Origin of the sequence: Streptomyces sp. NPDC004111, assembly GCF_042874215.1 — a bacterium.
Lineage (GTDB): Bacteria > Actinomycetota > Actinomycetes > Streptomycetales > Streptomycetaceae > Streptomyces.
Map to the genome: position 1 here is coordinate 782,909 of NZ_JBIAMU010000001.1, position 17,303 is coordinate 800,211.

Sequence of the window (17,303 nt, forward strand, 5' to 3'; positions counted from 1 at the left end):
CGCACCCGTACCGGCCGGCGCACCCGTCACGCCGTCACCTCCGTGCCCAGCGCCGCGATCAGCTCGTGCCTGCTGCGGATCTTGAGCTTGCGGTAGATCCGGCCCAGATGGGTGTCGACCGTGCGCTTGCTCAGGAACAGGCTCTCGGCCACCTCCAGGCTGGAGTGCCCGCGCACCACCAGGTCCACCACCCGCAGCTCGGCCGGGGTGAGCAGGGCCCGCCCGCGCACCGGACCGGGCGCCTGCCGCGGGGACGGCGGGGACGCGTCCGCGCCGGGCCCGCCGCCGGTGCCGCTCATGATGGTCACCGCCGCGGCGTGCTCGCCGAGCGCGGCGTACGACTGGGCGGCGTGCGCGCGCCACAGCAGTACCTCCGGGTTGGTGATGCCGCGCAGCGCGAGCCGGTGCCCGCAGTCGAGGAAGAGACCGACGGCGGCGGTGTGGTCGCCGCGGGCCGCGGCCACCATGCCCTGTGCCTGGAGGTGCAGGGCCCGGACGAACGGGTGGGTGCCGGCCGCCAGGGGTTCCCGCGCCAGCGCGGCCGCGGCCTCCTCCGCCCGGTCGAGCCCGACCAGCGCCCGTGCCGTGCAGGCGAGGGCGGCCGAGGTCAGCGCGGCGGAGTGCAGCTCGCGGGCGTGGCCCGCCGCCGCCCGCGCGTCGGCCAGCGCGGCCCCGTACTCGTCCTGCCGGTAGGCCGTCTCGGACCTGACGAGCAGCGCGAGCGGGGTCAGCGCGAAGTCGTCCGAGGCGCGGGCGGTGTCCACGACGCGGTGCGCCAGGGCGCTCGCGCGGTCGATCTCGCCGGTCCAGGCCAGGGCGAGGGCGGCGCCGACCAGCCCGCCCGTGGAGGTGGCCGCCCGGCGGCCCGCGTCCGGCCGGGCGGTCGTCTCGGCACGGGCCGCGAGGCGGCGTGCGGTGCCGAGCCGGCCGGTGGCCGCGGCCGTCGCGGCGAGCGCCCCGGCGAAGGTGCGGGCCGCCGCGTCGTCCGGGCGGCGGGCCGCCACCCGGGCCGCCTGCCCGAGCCGGGGGCGGTGCCCCGCGAGCAGCGCCTGCGCGGTCAGCCGCAGCAGGTGGTCGGGCGAGGGGGCGGGCTGCGAGGCGAACTCGCCGCAGGCCCGCAGGAAGGGCCGGGCGCCCTCCACCGAGGCGACGAGCGACGGCGAGGCCAGCGCGACCAGGGCCGCGGCCCGCCGGGCGGGGTCCGGTGCGGTGTCGGCGGCGGCGGCGACCTGGCGGGCCGCACCGTCGAGGTCGCAGTGCAGTTCGACCGCCGCCAGCCAGGCCGTCAACTCGTGGAACGTTTCGGCAAGATCGGCCGCGCCGTCCGTCCGCTCCTCGCCGAACAGCCCGCCGAACGACCCGCCGTCCACGACACCCGCGTCCACCAGCTCGCCGTGCACGAGCTCCCCGTTCACGAACTCCGCGTTCCCGCGGACCCCGTCCGCGCCGCCCTCCCCGGGCACCGCCCCGGCCGGCGCTTCCTCGGCGGAAGCACCGCCGTCCGACGTGTCCAGCAGGGCCAGCGCCCGCCGGAGGTAGCGGGCCGCGGACCGGTGGTCCCCGGCCGCCGCGGCCTGGCCGCCCGCGCTGCGCAGGACGTCGATACCCCAGTCGCTGCCCGCCTTGAGCAGATGCTCGGCGGTCTGCCGGGCGGGCGCACCGGTCCGGCACAGCACGGTGGCCGCGCGAGCGTGCAGTTCCAGCCGAGTACGGGCCGGTACGCGCGCGAGCACGGCCGGCCGTACGGCGGGGTGCACGAACTCGGCGACGCCCCGGTCCGCCCGCAGCAGCCCCGCCCGTACCAGGGAGTCGCGGGCCTGCTGCACATGCGCCTCGCCCCGGTCGGACAGCGCGCCGCACAGCGGGACGTCGGTGCCGGGGCCGAGCACCACCAGCTGGGTGAGCAGTTCGCCGGCCGCCGGGTCGTCCTCGTCGAGCCAGCTCAGCGTGGTCGCCGACAGGGCCTGCGCGGCGATGGCCAGCACCTGTTCGGGATCGGGCGCCCCGGGCTGTACGTGCGCCCTGCGCAGCCGGGACACCAAGTCCTGGAGCACCAGCGGATTTCCGTACGACACGGCGTGGCAGAGCGCCGCCAGGTCGCGGTCCACCGGGGCGTCGAAGGCCTGGTCGACCACGTCGGCGGTGCAGGTCGCGCACAGCGGTTCGGGCCACAGCCTGCGCAGGTAGGGCAGCGAGCCCAGCTCCTCGACGACCCGGGGTGCGGCGGTGGGCAGTGTGGCCACCACCAGGACCGGGAGGTCGTCGAGCCGGCGGGCGATGTAGGCGAACCAGCGCAGCGAGGGCGCGTCGGCGTGGACGAGGTCGTCGACCAGGAGGGCGAGCGGCCGGTCGGCGGCCAGCGAGCGGGTGGTGTGCAGCAGTTGCCGCAGCGCCTCCTGGGCGGGTCCGTCCGCCGAGCCGCGCTCCCCGCCCGGTTCGGGCAGGGCCTGGTCACCTCGGTGCACGGCGCCGCTGAGCACCGGGTCGAAGAGCTGGCGGACCATGCCGTACTCGAAGCCCTGCTCGCTGGGGTGGCAGCGGGCCCGCAGCACCAGGGCGTCGGGCGGCAGCAGTGGCGGCACGGCGCGCAGCAGTGCCGATCTTCCGGTGCCGCGGGCTCCGTGGACCAGAGCGACGGTGGGCCGGCCCGCGGCGAGTTCGGCCATGGATTCACGCAACTGGGCAGTATCACGTTCTCGGTGGTGCAGTTCCCCGTTCGGTTCATGCATTGCGTCAATGTCGCAGCAGTGTGGGGTCAGATCAAGGCTGGAAATGATCCCGGTGGATTTTATCGGGTGGATGCTGGGGTGTGGATCAGCGGTGGAGCGGTTGTGAATGAAATGGGAATTCCAAATTCCGCTTTCTGTTGGTTTCTGTGCGGGCTCCCGGTACGTACGCGAGGGGCCGGTCGGCGTACGTATCGCCTGCCCCCGTACGTATCCGGTGAAGCATTTACCCCCGGACCTCCCCATGTTTGAGTTGCCGCCAAGGTGCCGATTTCAGCGCGGGACCGGCGATCCGTGGGCCGGGAACCGTGGGCCGGAGAACTGGGGGATTCGATGGAAAAGCCGCGTCTCAAGGCGCATTTCCACGTCGAGGTGACGGAAGGGGAGCGCGTCTTTCTTTATGCGGAAGGACAGGATTTCCTGGTTCCGGGAAAGGCGGCTGCCGCCGTCGTGCCGTATCTCGACGGACGCCGGACGGTCCTGGAGATCGTCCAGGAACTCGCCGGCACCCTGCCCATCCCCGCCGTCTTCGCCGCGATCACCCGCTTCGGCGCCGCCGGACACCTCGCGGACGGCCGCCCCGACCTGCCCGAGGAGACCCTCGCCTACTGGGACGCCCTCGGCATCGACCCCGCGCGCACCCTGGACACCGCCCCCGTCACCGTCTGCGCGGCCGAAGGCACCGACCCCGCACCGGTGCTCGACGCCCTGCGCGCGCTCGGCCTGAGCGTCCGCACCGGAGACATGGACACCGTGCCCGCCGAAGGGCTCTCGATCGTCCTCGTCGCGGACTACCTCGACCCGGTCCTGGAACGGCGCAACACCGCCCAGCTCGCCGCCGGACGGCCCTGGCTGCTGGCCAGGCCCGGCGGACTCGCCCCGTGGATCGGCCCGTTCCTCAAGCCCGACCACACCGGCTGCTGGTCCTGCCTCGCCCAGCGCCTCACCGGCAACCGCCAGCTGGAGCGCTACCTCGCCACCCGGCGCGGCGAGAGCGTGCCCCGCCACCCGGCCCGCGCCGGCCTTCCGTCCGGCGCGCTGGCCGCCGCCGGAATCCTGGCCACCGAAGCCGCCATGATCGCCGCCACCGGCGAACCCGCCGCGCTCTGCGGCCAGATGGTCACCCTGGAACTGCCCACCCTGCGCACCGAGACCCACACCGTCGTCCGCCAGCCGCAGTGCCCCTCCTGCGGCGACCCGGCGCTGGTGAGCGAACGCAGCCCGAAGATCGTGCTGTCCGCGCAGGAGGCCAGGCACACCGGCGACGGCGGCTACCGCGTCGACCGCCCCGAGGACACCCTGGCCCGCCTGGAGAAGCACATCAGCCCGTACTTCGGCGCGATCACCCGGCTCGTCTCGCACACCCCCGAGTCCAACACCCTGACCTACAGCTACTCGGCCGGGCACAACTTTGCCATGGTCAACGACAGCATGGACCTGCTGCGCCGCAACCTGCGCGGCCAGAGCGGCGGCAAGGGCCGCAGCGAGATCCAGGCCAAGGTCAGCGCCGTCTGCGAGGCCATCGAGCGCTACTCGGGCGTGTGGCGCGGCGACGAGGCCGTGCGCCGGGCCGCCTACACCGAACTGGACCCCGGCCTCGCCGTCCACCCGCGCGGCCTGCTGCACTTCTCCGAGGCCCAGCAGGCCCACCGCGAGACCTGGAACCAGGACCCCGCCAACCGGCTGCACAAGGTGCCCGACCCCTTCGACGAGAACACCCCCGTCGACTGGGCGCGCGGCTGGTCCCTCACCCACGACGAGGAGCGGCTCGTGCCGGCCGCGTACGCCTGGTACGGCCACCCCGACCTCGACGACCACTTCTTCTGCATCTCCGACTCCAACGGCAGCGCCGCCGGCAACACCCTGGAGGAGGCGGTGCTCCAGGGGCTGTGCGAGCTGACCGAGCGCGACGCGGTCGCCCTGTGGTGGTACAACCGGCTGCGCCGCCCGGCCTTCGACATGGACTCCCTCGACGACCCCTACGTGGACCAACTGCGCGCGCACTACGACGCGATGGACCGCGATCTGTGGATGATCGACATCAGCTTCGACCTGGGCATGCCGGTGTACGTCGCCGCGTCCCGGCGGCGGCACGCCGTCGAGGACATCATGGTCGGCTTCGGCGCCCACCCCGACCCCCGGATCGCGGCCTTCCGGGCGCTCACCGAGCTGAACCAGTTCCTGCCGATGGTCGAGCAGCGCGACGAGAACGGCGACACCGCCTACCTGGTCGACGACCTGGAGACGCTGACCTGGCTGAAGCAGGCCACGGTGGAGGCCGAGCCGTGGCTGCTGCCCGACCCCGGACAGCCCGCGACCGCGGTGGGCCCGCAGGCGGGCTTCGACCTCTCGGCCCGCATCCGCGACCAGGTGGAGCGCATCCGCGAAGCCGGGTCCGAGGTGATCGTCCTCGACCAGACCCGGCCCGACCTGGAGCTGAACGTGGTCAAGGTGATCGCCCCCGGCCTCAGGCACTTCTGGCGGCGGCTGGGCGAGGGGCGGCTGTACGACGCCCCGGTACGCCTCGGCCTGCTGGCGGAGCCCACCGCCGAGGCCGACCTGAACAGCTGGAACGTCTTCTTCTGAGCCGTTCCCGACGGCCCCCAGGGACCGTCGCCCCGAATGTCGTCGCGCAGCACGGGCGGGCCACGGCACTGCCGCGGCCCGCCTCCTCTCAGGGCGGGGAAGCCATGACCACCACAGCACCACGACACCTCCCGGACCACTCGGACCTTCCGGCCGGCGCCGCCGCCGGGACACCGGACCTCCACACCACCACGTACCGGCTGATCCCCGGTACCACCCTCGACGACCAGGTACTCACCACCCGCTTCGGCGAACTGCGCCTCAAGGGACTGACCCCGGGCGCGCTGGCCGCCCTGCGCGCACTGGCCGAGGGCGACCTCACCGAGGCGCGGACCAGTGCCCTCGTCGTCCACGGGGACGGCGAAACGGGCCTGCTGCGCTGGCAGATGCTGCGGGCGCGACTCGAATCGGCGGGCCTGTTCGAGCACGCGGTGCACCGACGCGAGACCGCACCGGGCGAACCAGGCATACCAGGTGTACCAGGCGCAGTCAGCGGCGAATTCGCTGCCACGCCCGGTGAATTCGAGGCCGCGCCCGGAGCACCCGGCACCGCTTCCGGCGCGCCCGGCACCGCGCACGAGGGCTCGCCGTACGGCACCCTCCTGGCCCGGCTCACCCGCGTCGGCCGGGGCGGCACCGCCCTCAGGCCCACCCCCGCGGGTCCCGCCCGCCTCACCCGTCACGCCGTCGTCCGGCCCGCCGACGGCGGCCTCGTCCTCCAGGCCCCGGGCAGCCCGCTCGCCGTCCGGTTCACCGCCGGCGCGGCCCCTTTCCTCGCCCGCCTGAGCGACTGGACCGACGCGGTGCCCGCCCCCGTACTGCGCCTGCTGGCCACCGCCGGGGCCCTCGCGCCCGGCGGCCCGGAGCAGGATCCGGAGGCCACCTCGCGCGGCAGCGTCCAGTGGGACCCCGTCGACCTCGCCTTCCACACCCGCACCAGGGTCCCGGCATCGGCGCCCGGATACGGCGGCACCTACCGGCACGCCGAACGCTTCGGGCCGCTGCCCGTCTCCGTACCGCCGGGGGAGGGCGAGCGGGTGCCCCTGCCGGTGCCCGACCTCGACGCCGTCGCGGCCCTCGACCCGCCCCTCACCCGGGTGCTGGAGGAGCGCACCTCGGTCCGGGAGCACGACGAGGACGCCCCGCTCACCCTCGCCCAGCTCGGCGAACTCCTCTACCGCACCGTGCGGATCCGCTCCACCTTCACCGGCGGCGACGGCCAGGAGCTGGCAGACCGGCCGGTGCCCGCCGGGGGATCGCTGCACGAACTGGACGTCTACCCGCTGGTCTCGCACGTGGACGGCCTGACACCGGGCCTCTACCGCTACTCGGGCGACCGGCACGAACTCGAACTGGTCGCCCCCGCAGGGCCGTTAACCGCACCTCTGGTCAAGGAGGCCAGGGGCGCCGCGATGATGGCGGCCGACCCCCAGGTGGTCCTGCTCGTCGCGGCCCGCTTCGGCCGCGTGATGTGGAAGTACGAGACGGTCGCCTACCCGCTGATCCTCAAGCACGTCGGCGTGCTCTACCAGACGTTCTACCTGGTGGGCACCGCGATGGGGCTCGCCGTGTGCGGGCTGGGCGGCGGGGACACCGCCGCGTTCGCCGCCGCCACCGGGCACGACCCGCTCCTCGAAGGCACCGTCGGCGAACTCGTGCTGGGCAGCCGCCCGAGGACCGCCGGAGCACCGCACGCCCCTGTCGCCGCGGGCGACTGAACCGACCGTAGAAGCGTGGGGGGAGAACCACCGTGCAGTTCCGCTACCAGGCCTTGCAGCGCAAGCGGGAACCCGACGAGCTGGACGCACCGGTCCTGCTCGCCGCGCCCCGCGGCTGGATAGCCGTCTTCGTCGTCATGATCGTGATGGCCGGGGCCTGTGTCTGGGCCGCGTTCGCCAAGCTCGACGTCACCGTTGACGCCCCCGGCGTCCTCAGCCACCCCGGCGGCACCAGCCAGGTGCAGAGCCCCTACACCGGGATGGCCCGCGAACTGCTCGTCAAGCCCGCCCAGCAGGTGCGGGCGGGCCAGGCGGTGGCCAGGGTGACCGACGACGCGGGCCGCGTGCGCACCGTCACCAGCCCGTTCGCGGGAAAGGTCATCAGCGCCACGATGACCAGCGGCCAGCTCGTCCGGGTCGGCGCCACCCTCGCCACCGTGGAACGCACCGATCTGCCCGGCGACCGGCTGGTCGCCCTGGTCTTCGTCCCCGCCGACCAGGCCGCCCGGCTGGTCCCCGGCCGCCCCGTCTCGCTGTCGGTGTCCACCGCGCCCCCGGCCGCGTACGGCCTGCTGCGCGGCAAGGTCGCCCGCGTCGACCCCTACCCGCTCACCCGCGAGGCCCTCGCCTCGCTGGTCGGCGGCGACCTCGCGGCGGACGGCTACCACCGGGGGCAGGCCCCGCGCCTGGTCACCGTGGACCTGCTGGCCGACCCCGGCTCGGCATCCGGGTACGCCTGGTCGACCACCCACACCCCGCCCGTCACGCTCGGTTCGCAGACCTCGGTGTCGGCCTCCATCGAGCTGCGCACCCAGTCGCCGTTCGATCTGGTCCTGGGCCGCTGAGTTGAGGAGGCACCCATGAGCGACACCAGGATTCCCGCGCCCGGCGACGAGGGCACGACGGCCCCCACCGGGGGCACGACTGCCACCTCCGGGGGCGCGGCGACCGCCGCCCCGGCCACCGCCACCCGGGCGTCGGCCCCGGGCACCCGGCCTCCCGGGAAGAAGGCCGACCCGTCCCCGGCGGTGCGCCGCCCGCGCCGTGCCGCGTCGCGGGCCCGCCGCCGGGCCAGAAGGCGTGCCCACCGCGTGCCCACCGTCCTGCAGATGGAGTCGGTGGAGTGCGGCGCGGCCAGCCTCGCCATGGTCCTGGCGCACTACGGGCGCCACGTACCGCTGGAGGAACTGCGCGCCCTGTGCGGGGTCTCCCGGGACGGCGCCAAGGCCAGTTCGCTGATCGCCGCAGCCCGTTCCTTCGGGATGGTCGCCCGCGGCTTCCAGGCCGAGGCGGAACTGCTGCGCGCCCAGACCGGGCCGGTCATCATCTTCTGGGCGTTCCAGCACTTCATGGTGGTCGAGGGCATCTCCACCCGGTTCGGCCGCACGCTGGTGGCGGTCAACGACCCGGCGGGCGGGCCGCGGCTGATGGAGTGGTCGGAGTTCGACTCCGGCTTCACCGGCATCATGCTCACCTTCGAGCCGGGCCCCGACTTCCGGCCCGGCGGGCGCCGCACGTCCACCGCCGCGGCCCTGCTCGGCCGCCGGCTGCCCTCCGGACGCGCGCTTCCGCTGGTCCTCCTGGCCAGCCTGCTGCTGGTGGTCCCCGGCATCATCGGTGCCGCCTACCAGCGCGTCTTCATCGACCGGGTGCTCGGCTCCGGTTCCACCGGCGCGGTGCTGCCGCTGCTGGGGGCGATGACGGGCACCGCCGTCATGATCTTCGTGCTGACCTCGGTGCAGCAGCACTACCTGCTGCGGATGGAGATCCGCGCGGGCCTGATCGGCTCGGCGCGCTTCTTCCGCCATCTGCTGCGGCTGCCCATCGAGTTCTTCCTCCAGCGCAGGCCCGCCGAGGTCGCCAAGCGGGTCGCGGGCAACGACACCGTCGCGATGATCCTCTCCCGCGACCTCGCCGCCACCGTCATCAACCTCGTCCTGGTCGTCTTCTACGGCGGGCTGATGCTGCGGTACGACGCCCTGCTCGGCGCCATCGGCCTGGCGAGCGTCGCGCTCAACATGGTGGTGCTGCAACTGGTCGCCCGCTCCCGCAAGGACGCGGTCGGCGCGCTGCGCACCGACCGGGGCAGCCTGGTCGGCACCACCTTCGCGACCCTCTCCACCATCGAGTCCGTCAAGGCGACCGGCGCCGAACCCGACGCCTTCACCCGCTGGGCGGGCTTCCTCGCCAAGGTCACCTCCGCCCAGCAGCGGCTGGGCCAGGCGACGGCCGTCCTGGTCGTCGTCCCGCCGCTGCTCGCGGTCGTCAACATCGGTGTGCTCCTGCTGGTGGGCGGCCTGCGGGTGGTCGACGGCGCGCTCAGCGTCGGCATCCTGGTCACCTTCCAGACCCTGCTGGCCGCGCTGAGCCGCCCGGTCACCCAGCTCACCAACCTGGGCAGCCGGCTCCAGGACCTGGACGCCGACCTCAAGCGCATCCACGACGTGGAGAAGTACCCGCAGGCCCGCTGCTTCGAGCCGACCGCCCCCGCCGCGCAGCCCGCATTCGCCGCACCGGACGTACTGGACGCACCTGCCGGACCCGATGCCCAGAGCACACCCACCACATCAGACACACAGACCGCACCAGACCCGGCCACCCCAGCCACCCCGACCCGCACCGCCCCCGCCGCCCCCGCGCAGGACAACCGCCTCGACGGCGAACTCACCCTCCGGGACGTCACCTTCGGCTACGGCCCGCTGGCCCCACCGGTTGTCACCGGCCTCAGCCTCACCGTCGCCCCCGGCTCGCGGACCGCCATCGTCGGCGGCTCCGGCAGCGGGAAGTCCACCGTGGGCCGCCTGCTGACCGGTCTGTACGAACCCCGCTCCGGCCAGATCCTGCTCGGCGGACGCCCCCGCGAGGAGATCGGCCGTACGGTGCTCGCCGCCTCCATGGCGTACGTCGACCAGGACATCGCCCTCTTCGCCGGCACCGTCCGCGACAACCTGACCCTCTGGGACGACACCGTCCCCGACGAGGTCGTCCTCGACGCGCTGCACGACGCGGCCGTCTTCGACGAGGTCATGGCCCGCCCCGGCGGTCTCAACGCGACCGTCTGGGAGCACGGCGGCAACTTCAGCGGCGGCCAGCGCCAGCGGCTGGAGCTCGCCCGCGCGCTCGCCGCCCGCCCCACCCTGCTGGTCCTCGACGAGGCCACCAGCGCCCTGGACCCCGCCACCGAACGGACCGTCATGGACAACCTGCGCCGCCGGGGCTGCTCCTGCCTGATCATCGCCCACCGGCTGTCCACGGTGCGCGACGCGGACGAGATCGTCGTACTCGACCGGGGCACCGTCGCCGAACGCGGCAGCCACGACGAACTCCTCGCGGCGGGCGGCAGCTACGCGGCCCTGTTCGAGTCCAGCGACGCGGAGGAGCGTGACGCCCTGTGAACACCCCGCCCCCACGCCCCGCGGACCCCACCCGGCCGCCCGGCACCACCCGCGCCGGCACCACCCGCGCCGGCACCACCCGCGCCGACGCCACTCCCGCCGACGCCACCCCCGCGGAGCCCGCCGCGGGCGGCACCTCCACCGCCACCCTCGCCCCGGCCCGCACCCTCTGCCTGGACACCCCCGGCAGGCTCCTCTACGTCGAGTCCGGCAGCGCCGACCTCTTCGCCGTCGACCGGGGCACCGACACCGCGCGGGCGGGCCGCCGGCACTTCCTGTGCCGGGCCGAAGCGGGGGCCCTGCTGCTCTGCGGGACCACCGACGAGCGGCGGCACACCGTGATCGCCAGGCCCGTACTGGACTCGCGGCTGGTGCAGTTGCCGCTGTCCGTGCTGGACGACATCAGGGCGGGCCGCGCCACCCTCCCGCAGCCCGCCGACGCCCGGCCCGTCGAACTCGACCACGCCCGCCTCCTCGACGGGCTCACCGCCGGCCTCGGCGCCCTCGCCGACGCGTTCCCCGGCTCGCTGCCGCCGCGCCAGTTCACCTCCCTCAGCCCCGCCGGGGTCACCGAACTGGCCGAGCACGACGTGACCCGGTCCGTCGACGGACTGCGGTTCGTGCGGGTGGAGTCCGGACTGCTCGACCTCGGCGACCCGGCCACCGAGAACGGCGCCCCCGACGGCCTCGGCACCGCGACCGACGAACTGCCACTCGCCGCGGCGGGCCCCGGCGCCGTGGTCTGCCTCACCGAACGCGACTGGCTGCGCGCCCGCACCCCCGCCCGCCTCACCTCCGGATCCCTGCTCGACGTGTACCGCGAGGGCCGGCTCATCCCCGTCCTCACCGAGCACGCCGACCGGCTGCGCGCCACCGTCGACCACCGCATCGCCGTCCGGCGCAGCGGCGAACGCGCCGAACTGGCCGCGCGCGCGGCCAAGGACGACGCCGTGCTGTCCACCACCGTGCGCAGCTTCGACGCCGTACTGCACGACACGGAGGCCCGGGTCAGGCTCGCCGACGTCGCGGCGGACCCGCCGCTGCTCGCCGCCGTGCGGCTGGTGGCGTCCCGGCAGGGCTTCTCGGTACGTCCCCCCGTGCGCGGCAGCGGGCAGCGCAGGTCCGACGGCGACGACCTGCGCGCCATCGCGCTGGCCTCCGGGGTGCGCACCCGGGGCGTGCGGCTCGACGGCCGCTGGTGGACCACCGACCTGGGCCCGATGGTCGGCTACCGCACCGCGGGCCGCCCGGTCGCCCTGCTGCCGCTCGGCCGCGGGTACGTCATGGTCGACGACGGCCGCATCACCCCCGTCACCGACCGGGCGGCGGCCCTGCTGCGCAACCAGGCCGTCGTCCTGTACCGCCCGCTGCCCGAGACCGTCCGCGACGTGCCGGGTCTGCTGCGGTTCGGCCTCTCGCCGTCGCTCGGGCACGGCCGGGACCTGACCCGGTTCGCGCTGACCGCCGTCCTGGTCGCGGTGATCGGCCTGGTCATCCCGGTGATGACCGGCAAGGTCCTGGGAACCTTCGTCGCCGCCGCCGAACGCGACCTGATCGTGCAGGGCGCCCTGGTCGTCATGGCGTCCGGCCTGGTCACCGCCACGCTCTCGGTCGTGCAGAACCTCGCCGTGCTGCGGATGGAGAGCCGGGCCGGCGCCGCCATGCAGGCTGGTCTGTGGAACCGGCTGCTCTCGCTGCCCGCCGCCTTCTTCACCCGCTACTCCACCGGTGAACTCGGCACCACCGTCCTCGGCGTCACCGCCGCCCAGGAACTGCTGTCCGGCATGCTCACCACCGCCGTGCTCGCCCTGATGACCGGCCTCGCCAACCTGGCGCTGGTCTTCGCCTACGACGTGCGGCTGGCCCTGCTCGCCGTCGTCCTCACCGGCTTCGGGGTGCTCGTCGCCGCCGTCGCCGGACGTCTCCAACTGCGCTGGTCGCGCCGCGAGTACAAGCACGAGCAGGCCATGTCCGCCATGGTCTTCCAGATGCTCACCGCGATGCCCAAACTGCGGGTCGCCGCCGCCGAGGAGCGGGCCTTCGCCGAGTGGACCCGGCTGGCCGCGCACGGCCACACCCTGTCCGCCCGGGTCCGCCGCATCCAGAACGCGGTGACCACCTTCAACGCGGGCTTCCCGCTGGTGTGTTCGGCGATCGTGTTCGCCGTGACGGCGGGGGTGCTGCACGGGCAGATCCCGCTCGCGTCGTTCCTGCCGTTCTACGCGGCCTTCAACCTGCTGCTGTCGGCGGGGCTCCAGTTCACCGCCGCCGCGGTCACCGCCGTGGGCACCGTACCGATGCTGGAGAAGCTCGCGCCGATCCTCGAAGCGGCCCCGGAGAACGACGGCACCAGGGCCGACCCGGGCGACCTGTCCGGCCGGGTCGCGGTGTCCCACCTGTCCTTCCGGTACGGGCAGGACGGCCCGCTGGTCCTCGACGACCTCAGCCTCAGCGTGCAGCCGGGGGAGTTCGTCGCGGTGGTCGGCGCCTCGGGCAGCGGCAAGTCCACCCTGCTGCGGCTGCTCCTCGGCTTCGAGACCCCGCTGTCGGGCAGTGTGCTGTACGACGGCCAGGACCTCGCCGAACTCGACATCTCGGCGGTCCGCCGCCAGTGTGGGGTCGTCCTGCAGAACGGGGCGCTCCAGCCGGGCGGCATCCAGGCCAACATCGTCGGCTCCGCCGGGCACACCCTGGACGACGCCTGGGCGGCGGCGGAGATGGCGGGCCTCGCCGACGACATCCGGGCCATGCCGATGGGCATGGACACCGTCCTTTCCGAGGGCACCAACACCCTCTCCGGCGGCCAGCGCCAACGCCTCATGATCGCGCGGGCGCTGGTGGCGCGGCCCCGCATCGTCTTCTTCGACGAGGCGACCAGCGCCCTCGACAACCCCACCCAGAGCCTGGTCGCGGAGAGCACCCGGCGGCTGAACGCCACCCGGCTGGTCATCGCGCACCGGCTGTCCACCGTGATCGACGCGGACCGCATCGTGGTCATGGAGGGCGGCCGGATCGTCCAGCAGGGCACCTACGAGCAACTGCTCGCCGAGAGCGGCGGACTGTTCGCCCGGCTGGCCGGACCCCAACTGTCGTGATGCGAGGCCCTGTTGCGCTCGGCCGCCCAAGGCGGGTGCACTGTGCAAGGAGATTGCAAAGCGGCTCCTGCCGCACGGACCGCGATGTCACGATCACCCGAGTTTCACCACCCCCACACACCGCACGCGCCCCAGGGGCGCCGCACCGACGAACAAGCAGAGGACACCACCATGAGCCAGCAGCCGCGGTCCGCAGCCACCAACCCCAACGTGATCCTTCCCGTCCTCTACGCCCTGGTCGTCATCGTGGTCGGCACGCTGGCCGGCGGCACGGTCACGGCCGTGGTGGCGGTGGCGGGCGCCGTACTGCTGGGGCTCTACTTCGCGTTCGGCCGCAAGGGCCGCAACCGGGGCTGAGCCGCCGTACCGGGTACGGGCGGGGCCTGCCCGGTGGCGGGCCCCGCGCCCGTACGCCGGGCCGGCTCCGGTCGGGCGGCCGGTACGGGCCGGCCGCCGCCCGGGGGTGTCCCGCCGGGGGCCCGTCGTCCGGCGGTACGGTCCACCAGCCCGAGCAGCGGGCCGGTGGCGGCCGTGGTCACCAGCGCCATCACGATCAGGGCGAGCACCAGTGGAGCGGGCAGGAGCCCGGCACTGTGCCCCGCCTGGAGCACGATCAGCTCGGTCAGCCCGCGGGTGTTCATCAGCGCCCCGACGCGCAGCGCCTCCGCCTTCTCCAGTCCGCCGGCCCTGGCCCCGGCGTAGCCGCCGACGAGCTTTCCCGCCAGACCGAGCACGAGCGCGGCGGCGACCAGCGTCCACGAGGCGGCGGCGAACGCCTGCGTCAGCACGGTGATTCCGGTGACCACGAAGAACACCGGGGTCAGCGCGAGTCCGGCCCGCGAGACCCGGGCCACCGCGGGCGCCCAGGGCTCGGGCGCCGCCCACCGCACGTCGGTGGGCACGGCCAGTCCGACCAGCGCCGCCCCGACCACGGCGGTCAAGCCGAGGTGTTCCGTCTCCAGGGCCGTCGCCAGCGCGACCGACCCCACCAGCAGGGCGGCGGCCAGGGGCCGTCCGGCGAGGACCCGGCGCATGCCCGCGCCGCGCAGCACCCACCGCAGCAGCAGCGCGACCACCGCCGCGAACAGCAGTGCCCGCCCCGCACCCGGCAGCCCGGACGCCTCTCCCGCGCCCAGCCCGATCGCCAGGGTGAGCAGCACCCAGCCGATCCCGTCGATGACGACGGCGGCGCCCAGCGCGAGGTTCCCGGCGGCCGACTCCGTCATCCCCCGGTCGACGAGGATCCTGGACAGCACGGGCACCGCGGTGATCGACATGGCCACGGCCACCATCACGACGAAGGCGGGGAAGGGGGCGGTGCCCCGGGCGGCGGTGTCGCCGGTCGCGCCGATCACCGCGACCAGCAGCAGGCCCGCGGCCAGGGGCACCAGGAGCGCCCCGCAGACCAGCGAGGACAGTGCCCGCCGGGAGGCCCGCCGGTCTCCGGCCCGGAGCCGGTGCGTGAGTCCCACCAGGAAGAGGACGAGACCGGCCTGTCCGAGGACCTTGAGGTCCGCCAGCACCGGTTCCGGCAGCACCTGGCGGAAGAACCCGGCGCCGAACAGCGCGAGCACCGCGGGCCCCGCCAGCAGCCCCGCCGTCACCTCCCCGATGACGGCGGGCAGCCGCACCCGCCGGGCCAGCGCCCGGCCCCCGGCGGCCAGCAGCAGTACCGCGGCGAGCGCGGCCCCGGTGTGGGCGAGCCGCAGGGGCAGGAGCGGCAGAAGTCCGTGAAGTTCCATGCGCCAGGACCCTTCCTTCTATGTCGAGTTCATGACATATCCGGAAGCGTAGGGTCGGCGGCGCGGGAAGCCGGTACGTCAACCCGGCCTCCCGCTACGTAAATCAGGCTTGCGTACCGTCGCGCGACGCGTCGTACGACGCGAGGAGCCGGCCGACGGCCCCGGCCGGGTAGGGGACGTCCCGGCTCTCCTTCTCGAACCGTCCGACGAAGTCCGTGACGGTCGCCGCGAGCGGGGCGAGACGGGAGAGGAGCGCCGTGGCGCCCGGCGGGCCCGCGGGTGGCGGCTCCCCCTCGGCCCAGGCGCGGATCAGCGCCTCGCGGGCGTCGCGCCGGTGCCCGTACAGGCCCAGGACCAGCCAGTTCACCAGATAGCTGAGCGCGTAGGCGCGGTCGTAGGTGCGGTGCCGGTCGAAGAAGTCCGCCTCGGCGGGGGACAGCGCGAAGCGGGAGGAGAGGGCCAGGCCGAAGTCGGTGAAGTAGAGGCGCCGGCCGTCGGTGAGGATGTTCCCGAAGTGGGCGTCCATGTGCAGCAGCCCGCGGCCGTTCATGAAGGCCACGGTGGCCTCCAGCTCCCGCTCCACGAAGGCACAGGCCCGGTCGACGGCCTCGGCACCGGCGGCCATCTGCCCGTCCAGCCACTCGTGCAGGTTCTGCGGGACGTGCTCCAGGAACAGCACGAGGCTCGCCGGGGAGTCCCGCAGCCCCTCGATCCGCTCGCGCATCCCGGGCCCGCCGCCCCAGTAGTCCACCGCCCGCCCGATGTCGGCCAGCTCCTCGGGGAGCGGCGGTGCGGCCTCCGGCAGTACGCGCCAGTGGTACAGCAGCGGAAAGCCGGAGTGCTCTCCCGAGAGCACCCAGTCCGAGGCCGCCTCCTGCGCCGCCAGCTCCCGCCAGACCCCCGGGCCCGCGTGCCCGATGCCGCCGACGCCGTACTGGCAGAAGACCGGCAGCTCGAACAGGTTCGCCGTGGAGCGGACGTGCTCGGGCCGCAGCTCCCGCGCGGTGAGCGGCACCCGCTTCACGAAGACCCGGGTGCCGCCCACCTCCAGCAGCACGGAGCGTCCGCCGATGCCGGAACCGAGCGGGGCCGCCGTGCGCACCAGCGCGGCCAGGCGGTCGTCGTCGAGCGGGGCCAGCGCGGCGGACACGGCCGTGTGCGCCGCCCGGCGCGCGTCGTCACGGTTCACCCCGGTGCCGCGGCTCACGGCGCGGTCGGAAGCTGCCGCTTGTGCTCGGTGAGGTGGTAGCGGCGCACGATGGTCCCGAAGACGGACTCGGAGACCGGCCTGCCCTCCAGGAAGTCGTCGATGTCGTCGTAGGTCACACCGAGCGCGTCCTCGTCCAGCTTGCCCGGGGACAGCGACTCCAGGTCCGCGGTCGGGGCCTTGCCGACCAGCTGGGCCGGGGCGCCGAGGGCCTCCGCCACGGCACGCACCCGCCGCTTGGTGAGACCGGTGAGCGGCACCAGGTCGGCCGCGCCGTCGCCGAACTTGGTGAAGAACCCGGAGACCGCCTCGGCGGCGTGGTCGGTGCCCACCACCAGACCGTCGTGGGCGCCGCCCACCGTGTACTGGGCGATCATGCGCTCGCGGGCCTTGATGTTGCCGTGCACGAAGTCCTGGTGGTGCGCGTCGCGGAAGACCGTACCGCCGGCCACCGCCGCTTCCAGCGAGGCGTCGCTGGCGGGCTTCACGTCCACGGTCAGCACCTCGTCCGGCCGGATGAACTCCAGCGCCAGCTGTGCGTCCTTCTCGTCGGCCTGGGCGCCGTACGGCAGCCGCATCGCGAAGAACTTCACGTCCCCGCCGCCGGCCCGCACCCGCTCGACGGCCAGCTGGCACAGCCGGCCCGCGGTCGTGGAGTCCACACCGCCGCTGATGCCCAGCACCAGCGCACGCCGGTTCGTGGAGGTCAGCCGCTCGGCGAGGAACGCCACCCGCCGCTCGATCTCGTGCTGTACGTCGAAGGACTCGCTCACCTGGAGATCACGGGCGATCTCCTGCTGGACGGACAGGGGCGCCAGGTCGGTCACGGTTGCT

General features: G+C 74.3%; 10 protein-coding genes. 6 read left to right on the forward strand and 4 right to left on the reverse strand.

Annotated elements, in window-relative coordinates:
• Positions 1 to 26: 26 nt before the first annotated feature.
• A complete protein-coding gene (locus ACFYVL_RS03500) occupies positions 27 to 2,972 on the reverse strand; it encodes an AAA family ATPase (RefSeq protein ID WP_389241093.1) in 2,946 nt (981 codons plus the stop codon).
• A gap of 87 nt (positions 2,973 to 3,059) precedes the next feature.
• On the opposite strand from ACFYVL_RS03500, the gene ACFYVL_RS03505 reads away from it, so the two are divergent.
• The 6 genes from ACFYVL_RS03505 to ACFYVL_RS03530 all read left to right on the forward strand — a co-directional run bounded on the left by ACFYVL_RS03505 (position 3,060) and on the right by ACFYVL_RS03530 (position 13,877).
• Positions 3,060 to 5,312 carry a TOMM precursor leader peptide-binding protein gene (locus tag ACFYVL_RS03505; RefSeq protein WP_389241094.1) on the forward strand — a complete coding sequence of 751 codons (2,253 nt, stop codon included), beginning with the start codon at positions 3,060 to 3,062 and terminating at the stop codon, positions 5,310 to 5,312.
• A gap of 104 nt (positions 5,313 to 5,416) precedes the next feature.
• A complete protein-coding gene (locus ACFYVL_RS03510) occupies positions 5,417 to 7,030 on the forward strand; it encodes a SagB family peptide dehydrogenase (RefSeq protein ID WP_389241095.1) in 1,614 nt (537 codons plus the stop codon).
• 32 nt (positions 7,031 to 7,062) lie between these two features.
• On the forward strand, positions 7,063 to 7,875 hold the full coding sequence (locus ACFYVL_RS03515) for an HlyD family efflux transporter periplasmic adaptor subunit (RefSeq protein WP_389241096.1): 813 nt from the start codon (positions 7,063 to 7,065) through the stop codon (positions 7,873 to 7,875).
• A 15-nt stretch (positions 7,876 to 7,890) separates the two neighbouring features.
• Entirely contained in the window at positions 7,891 to 10,425 is a 2,535-nt protein-coding gene (locus ACFYVL_RS03520; protein WP_389241097.1) for an NHLP family bacteriocin export ABC transporter peptidase/permease/ATPase subunit, read from the forward strand.
• The gene (locus tag ACFYVL_RS03525; RefSeq protein WP_389241098.1) at positions 10,422 to 13,520 is read left to right on the forward strand and encodes an NHLP bacteriocin export ABC transporter permease/ATPase subunit; all 3,099 of its coding nucleotides are present in this window, start codon (positions 10,422 to 10,424) and stop codon (positions 13,518 to 13,520) included. Before ACFYVL_RS03520 ends, ACFYVL_RS03525 begins: the two co-directional genes overlap by 4 nt.
• Positions 13,521 to 13,691: 171 nt before the next feature.
• Entirely contained in the window at positions 13,692 to 13,877 is a 186-nt protein-coding gene (locus ACFYVL_RS03530) for a hypothetical protein (protein ID WP_389241099.1), read from the forward strand.
• On the opposite strand, the gene ACFYVL_RS03535 is transcribed toward ACFYVL_RS03530, so the two are convergent.
• From ACFYVL_RS03535 to nadE, 3 genes are all read right to left on the reverse strand, one after another.
• A complete protein-coding gene (locus ACFYVL_RS03535; protein WP_389241100.1) occupies positions 13,838 to 15,262 on the reverse strand; it encodes a cation:proton antiporter in 1,425 nt (474 codons plus the stop codon). The genes ACFYVL_RS03530 and ACFYVL_RS03535 overlap by 40 nt on opposite strands.
• A 103-nt stretch (positions 15,263 to 15,365) precedes the next feature.
• On the reverse strand, positions 15,366 to 16,469 hold the full coding sequence (locus tag ACFYVL_RS03540) for a protein kinase family protein (RefSeq protein WP_389241101.1): 1,104 nt from the start codon (positions 16,467 to 16,469) through the stop codon (positions 15,366 to 15,368).
• Positions 16,466 to 17,296 (reverse strand): ammonia-dependent NAD(+) synthetase, encoded by an 831-nt coding sequence (gene nadE / locus ACFYVL_RS03545; RefSeq protein WP_389241102.1) that lies wholly within the window; start codon positions 17,294 to 17,296, stop codon positions 16,466 to 16,468. Before nadE ends, ACFYVL_RS03540 begins: the two co-directional genes overlap by 4 nt.
• Positions 17,297 to 17,303: the final 7 nt, after the last annotated feature.

What these genes read in the sequence shown, in the direction of transcription:
- ACFYVL_RS03520 (WP_389241097.1), top strand. Translation starts at nt 7,891, where the DNA reads ATGAGCGACACCAGGATTCCCGCGCCCGGCGACGAGGGCACGACGGCC.
- ACFYVL_RS03535 (WP_389241100.1), bottom strand. Translation starts at nt 15,262, where the DNA reads ATGGAACTTCACGGACTTCTGCCGCTCCTGCCCCTGCGGCTCGCCCAC.
- ACFYVL_RS03530 (WP_389241099.1), top strand. Translation starts at nt 13,692, where the DNA reads ATGAGCCAGCAGCCGCGGTCCGCAGCCACCAACCCCAACGTGATCCTT.
- ACFYVL_RS03505 (WP_389241094.1), top strand. Translation starts at nt 3,060, where the DNA reads ATGGAAAAGCCGCGTCTCAAGGCGCATTTCCACGTCGAGGTGACGGAA.
- ACFYVL_RS03510 (WP_389241095.1), top strand. Translation starts at nt 5,417, where the DNA reads ATGACCACCACAGCACCACGACACCTCCCGGACCACTCGGACCTTCCG.
- ACFYVL_RS03500 (WP_389241093.1), bottom strand. Translation starts at nt 2,972, where the DNA reads ATGGGGAGGTCCGGGGGTAAATGCTTCACCGGATACGTACGGGGGCAG.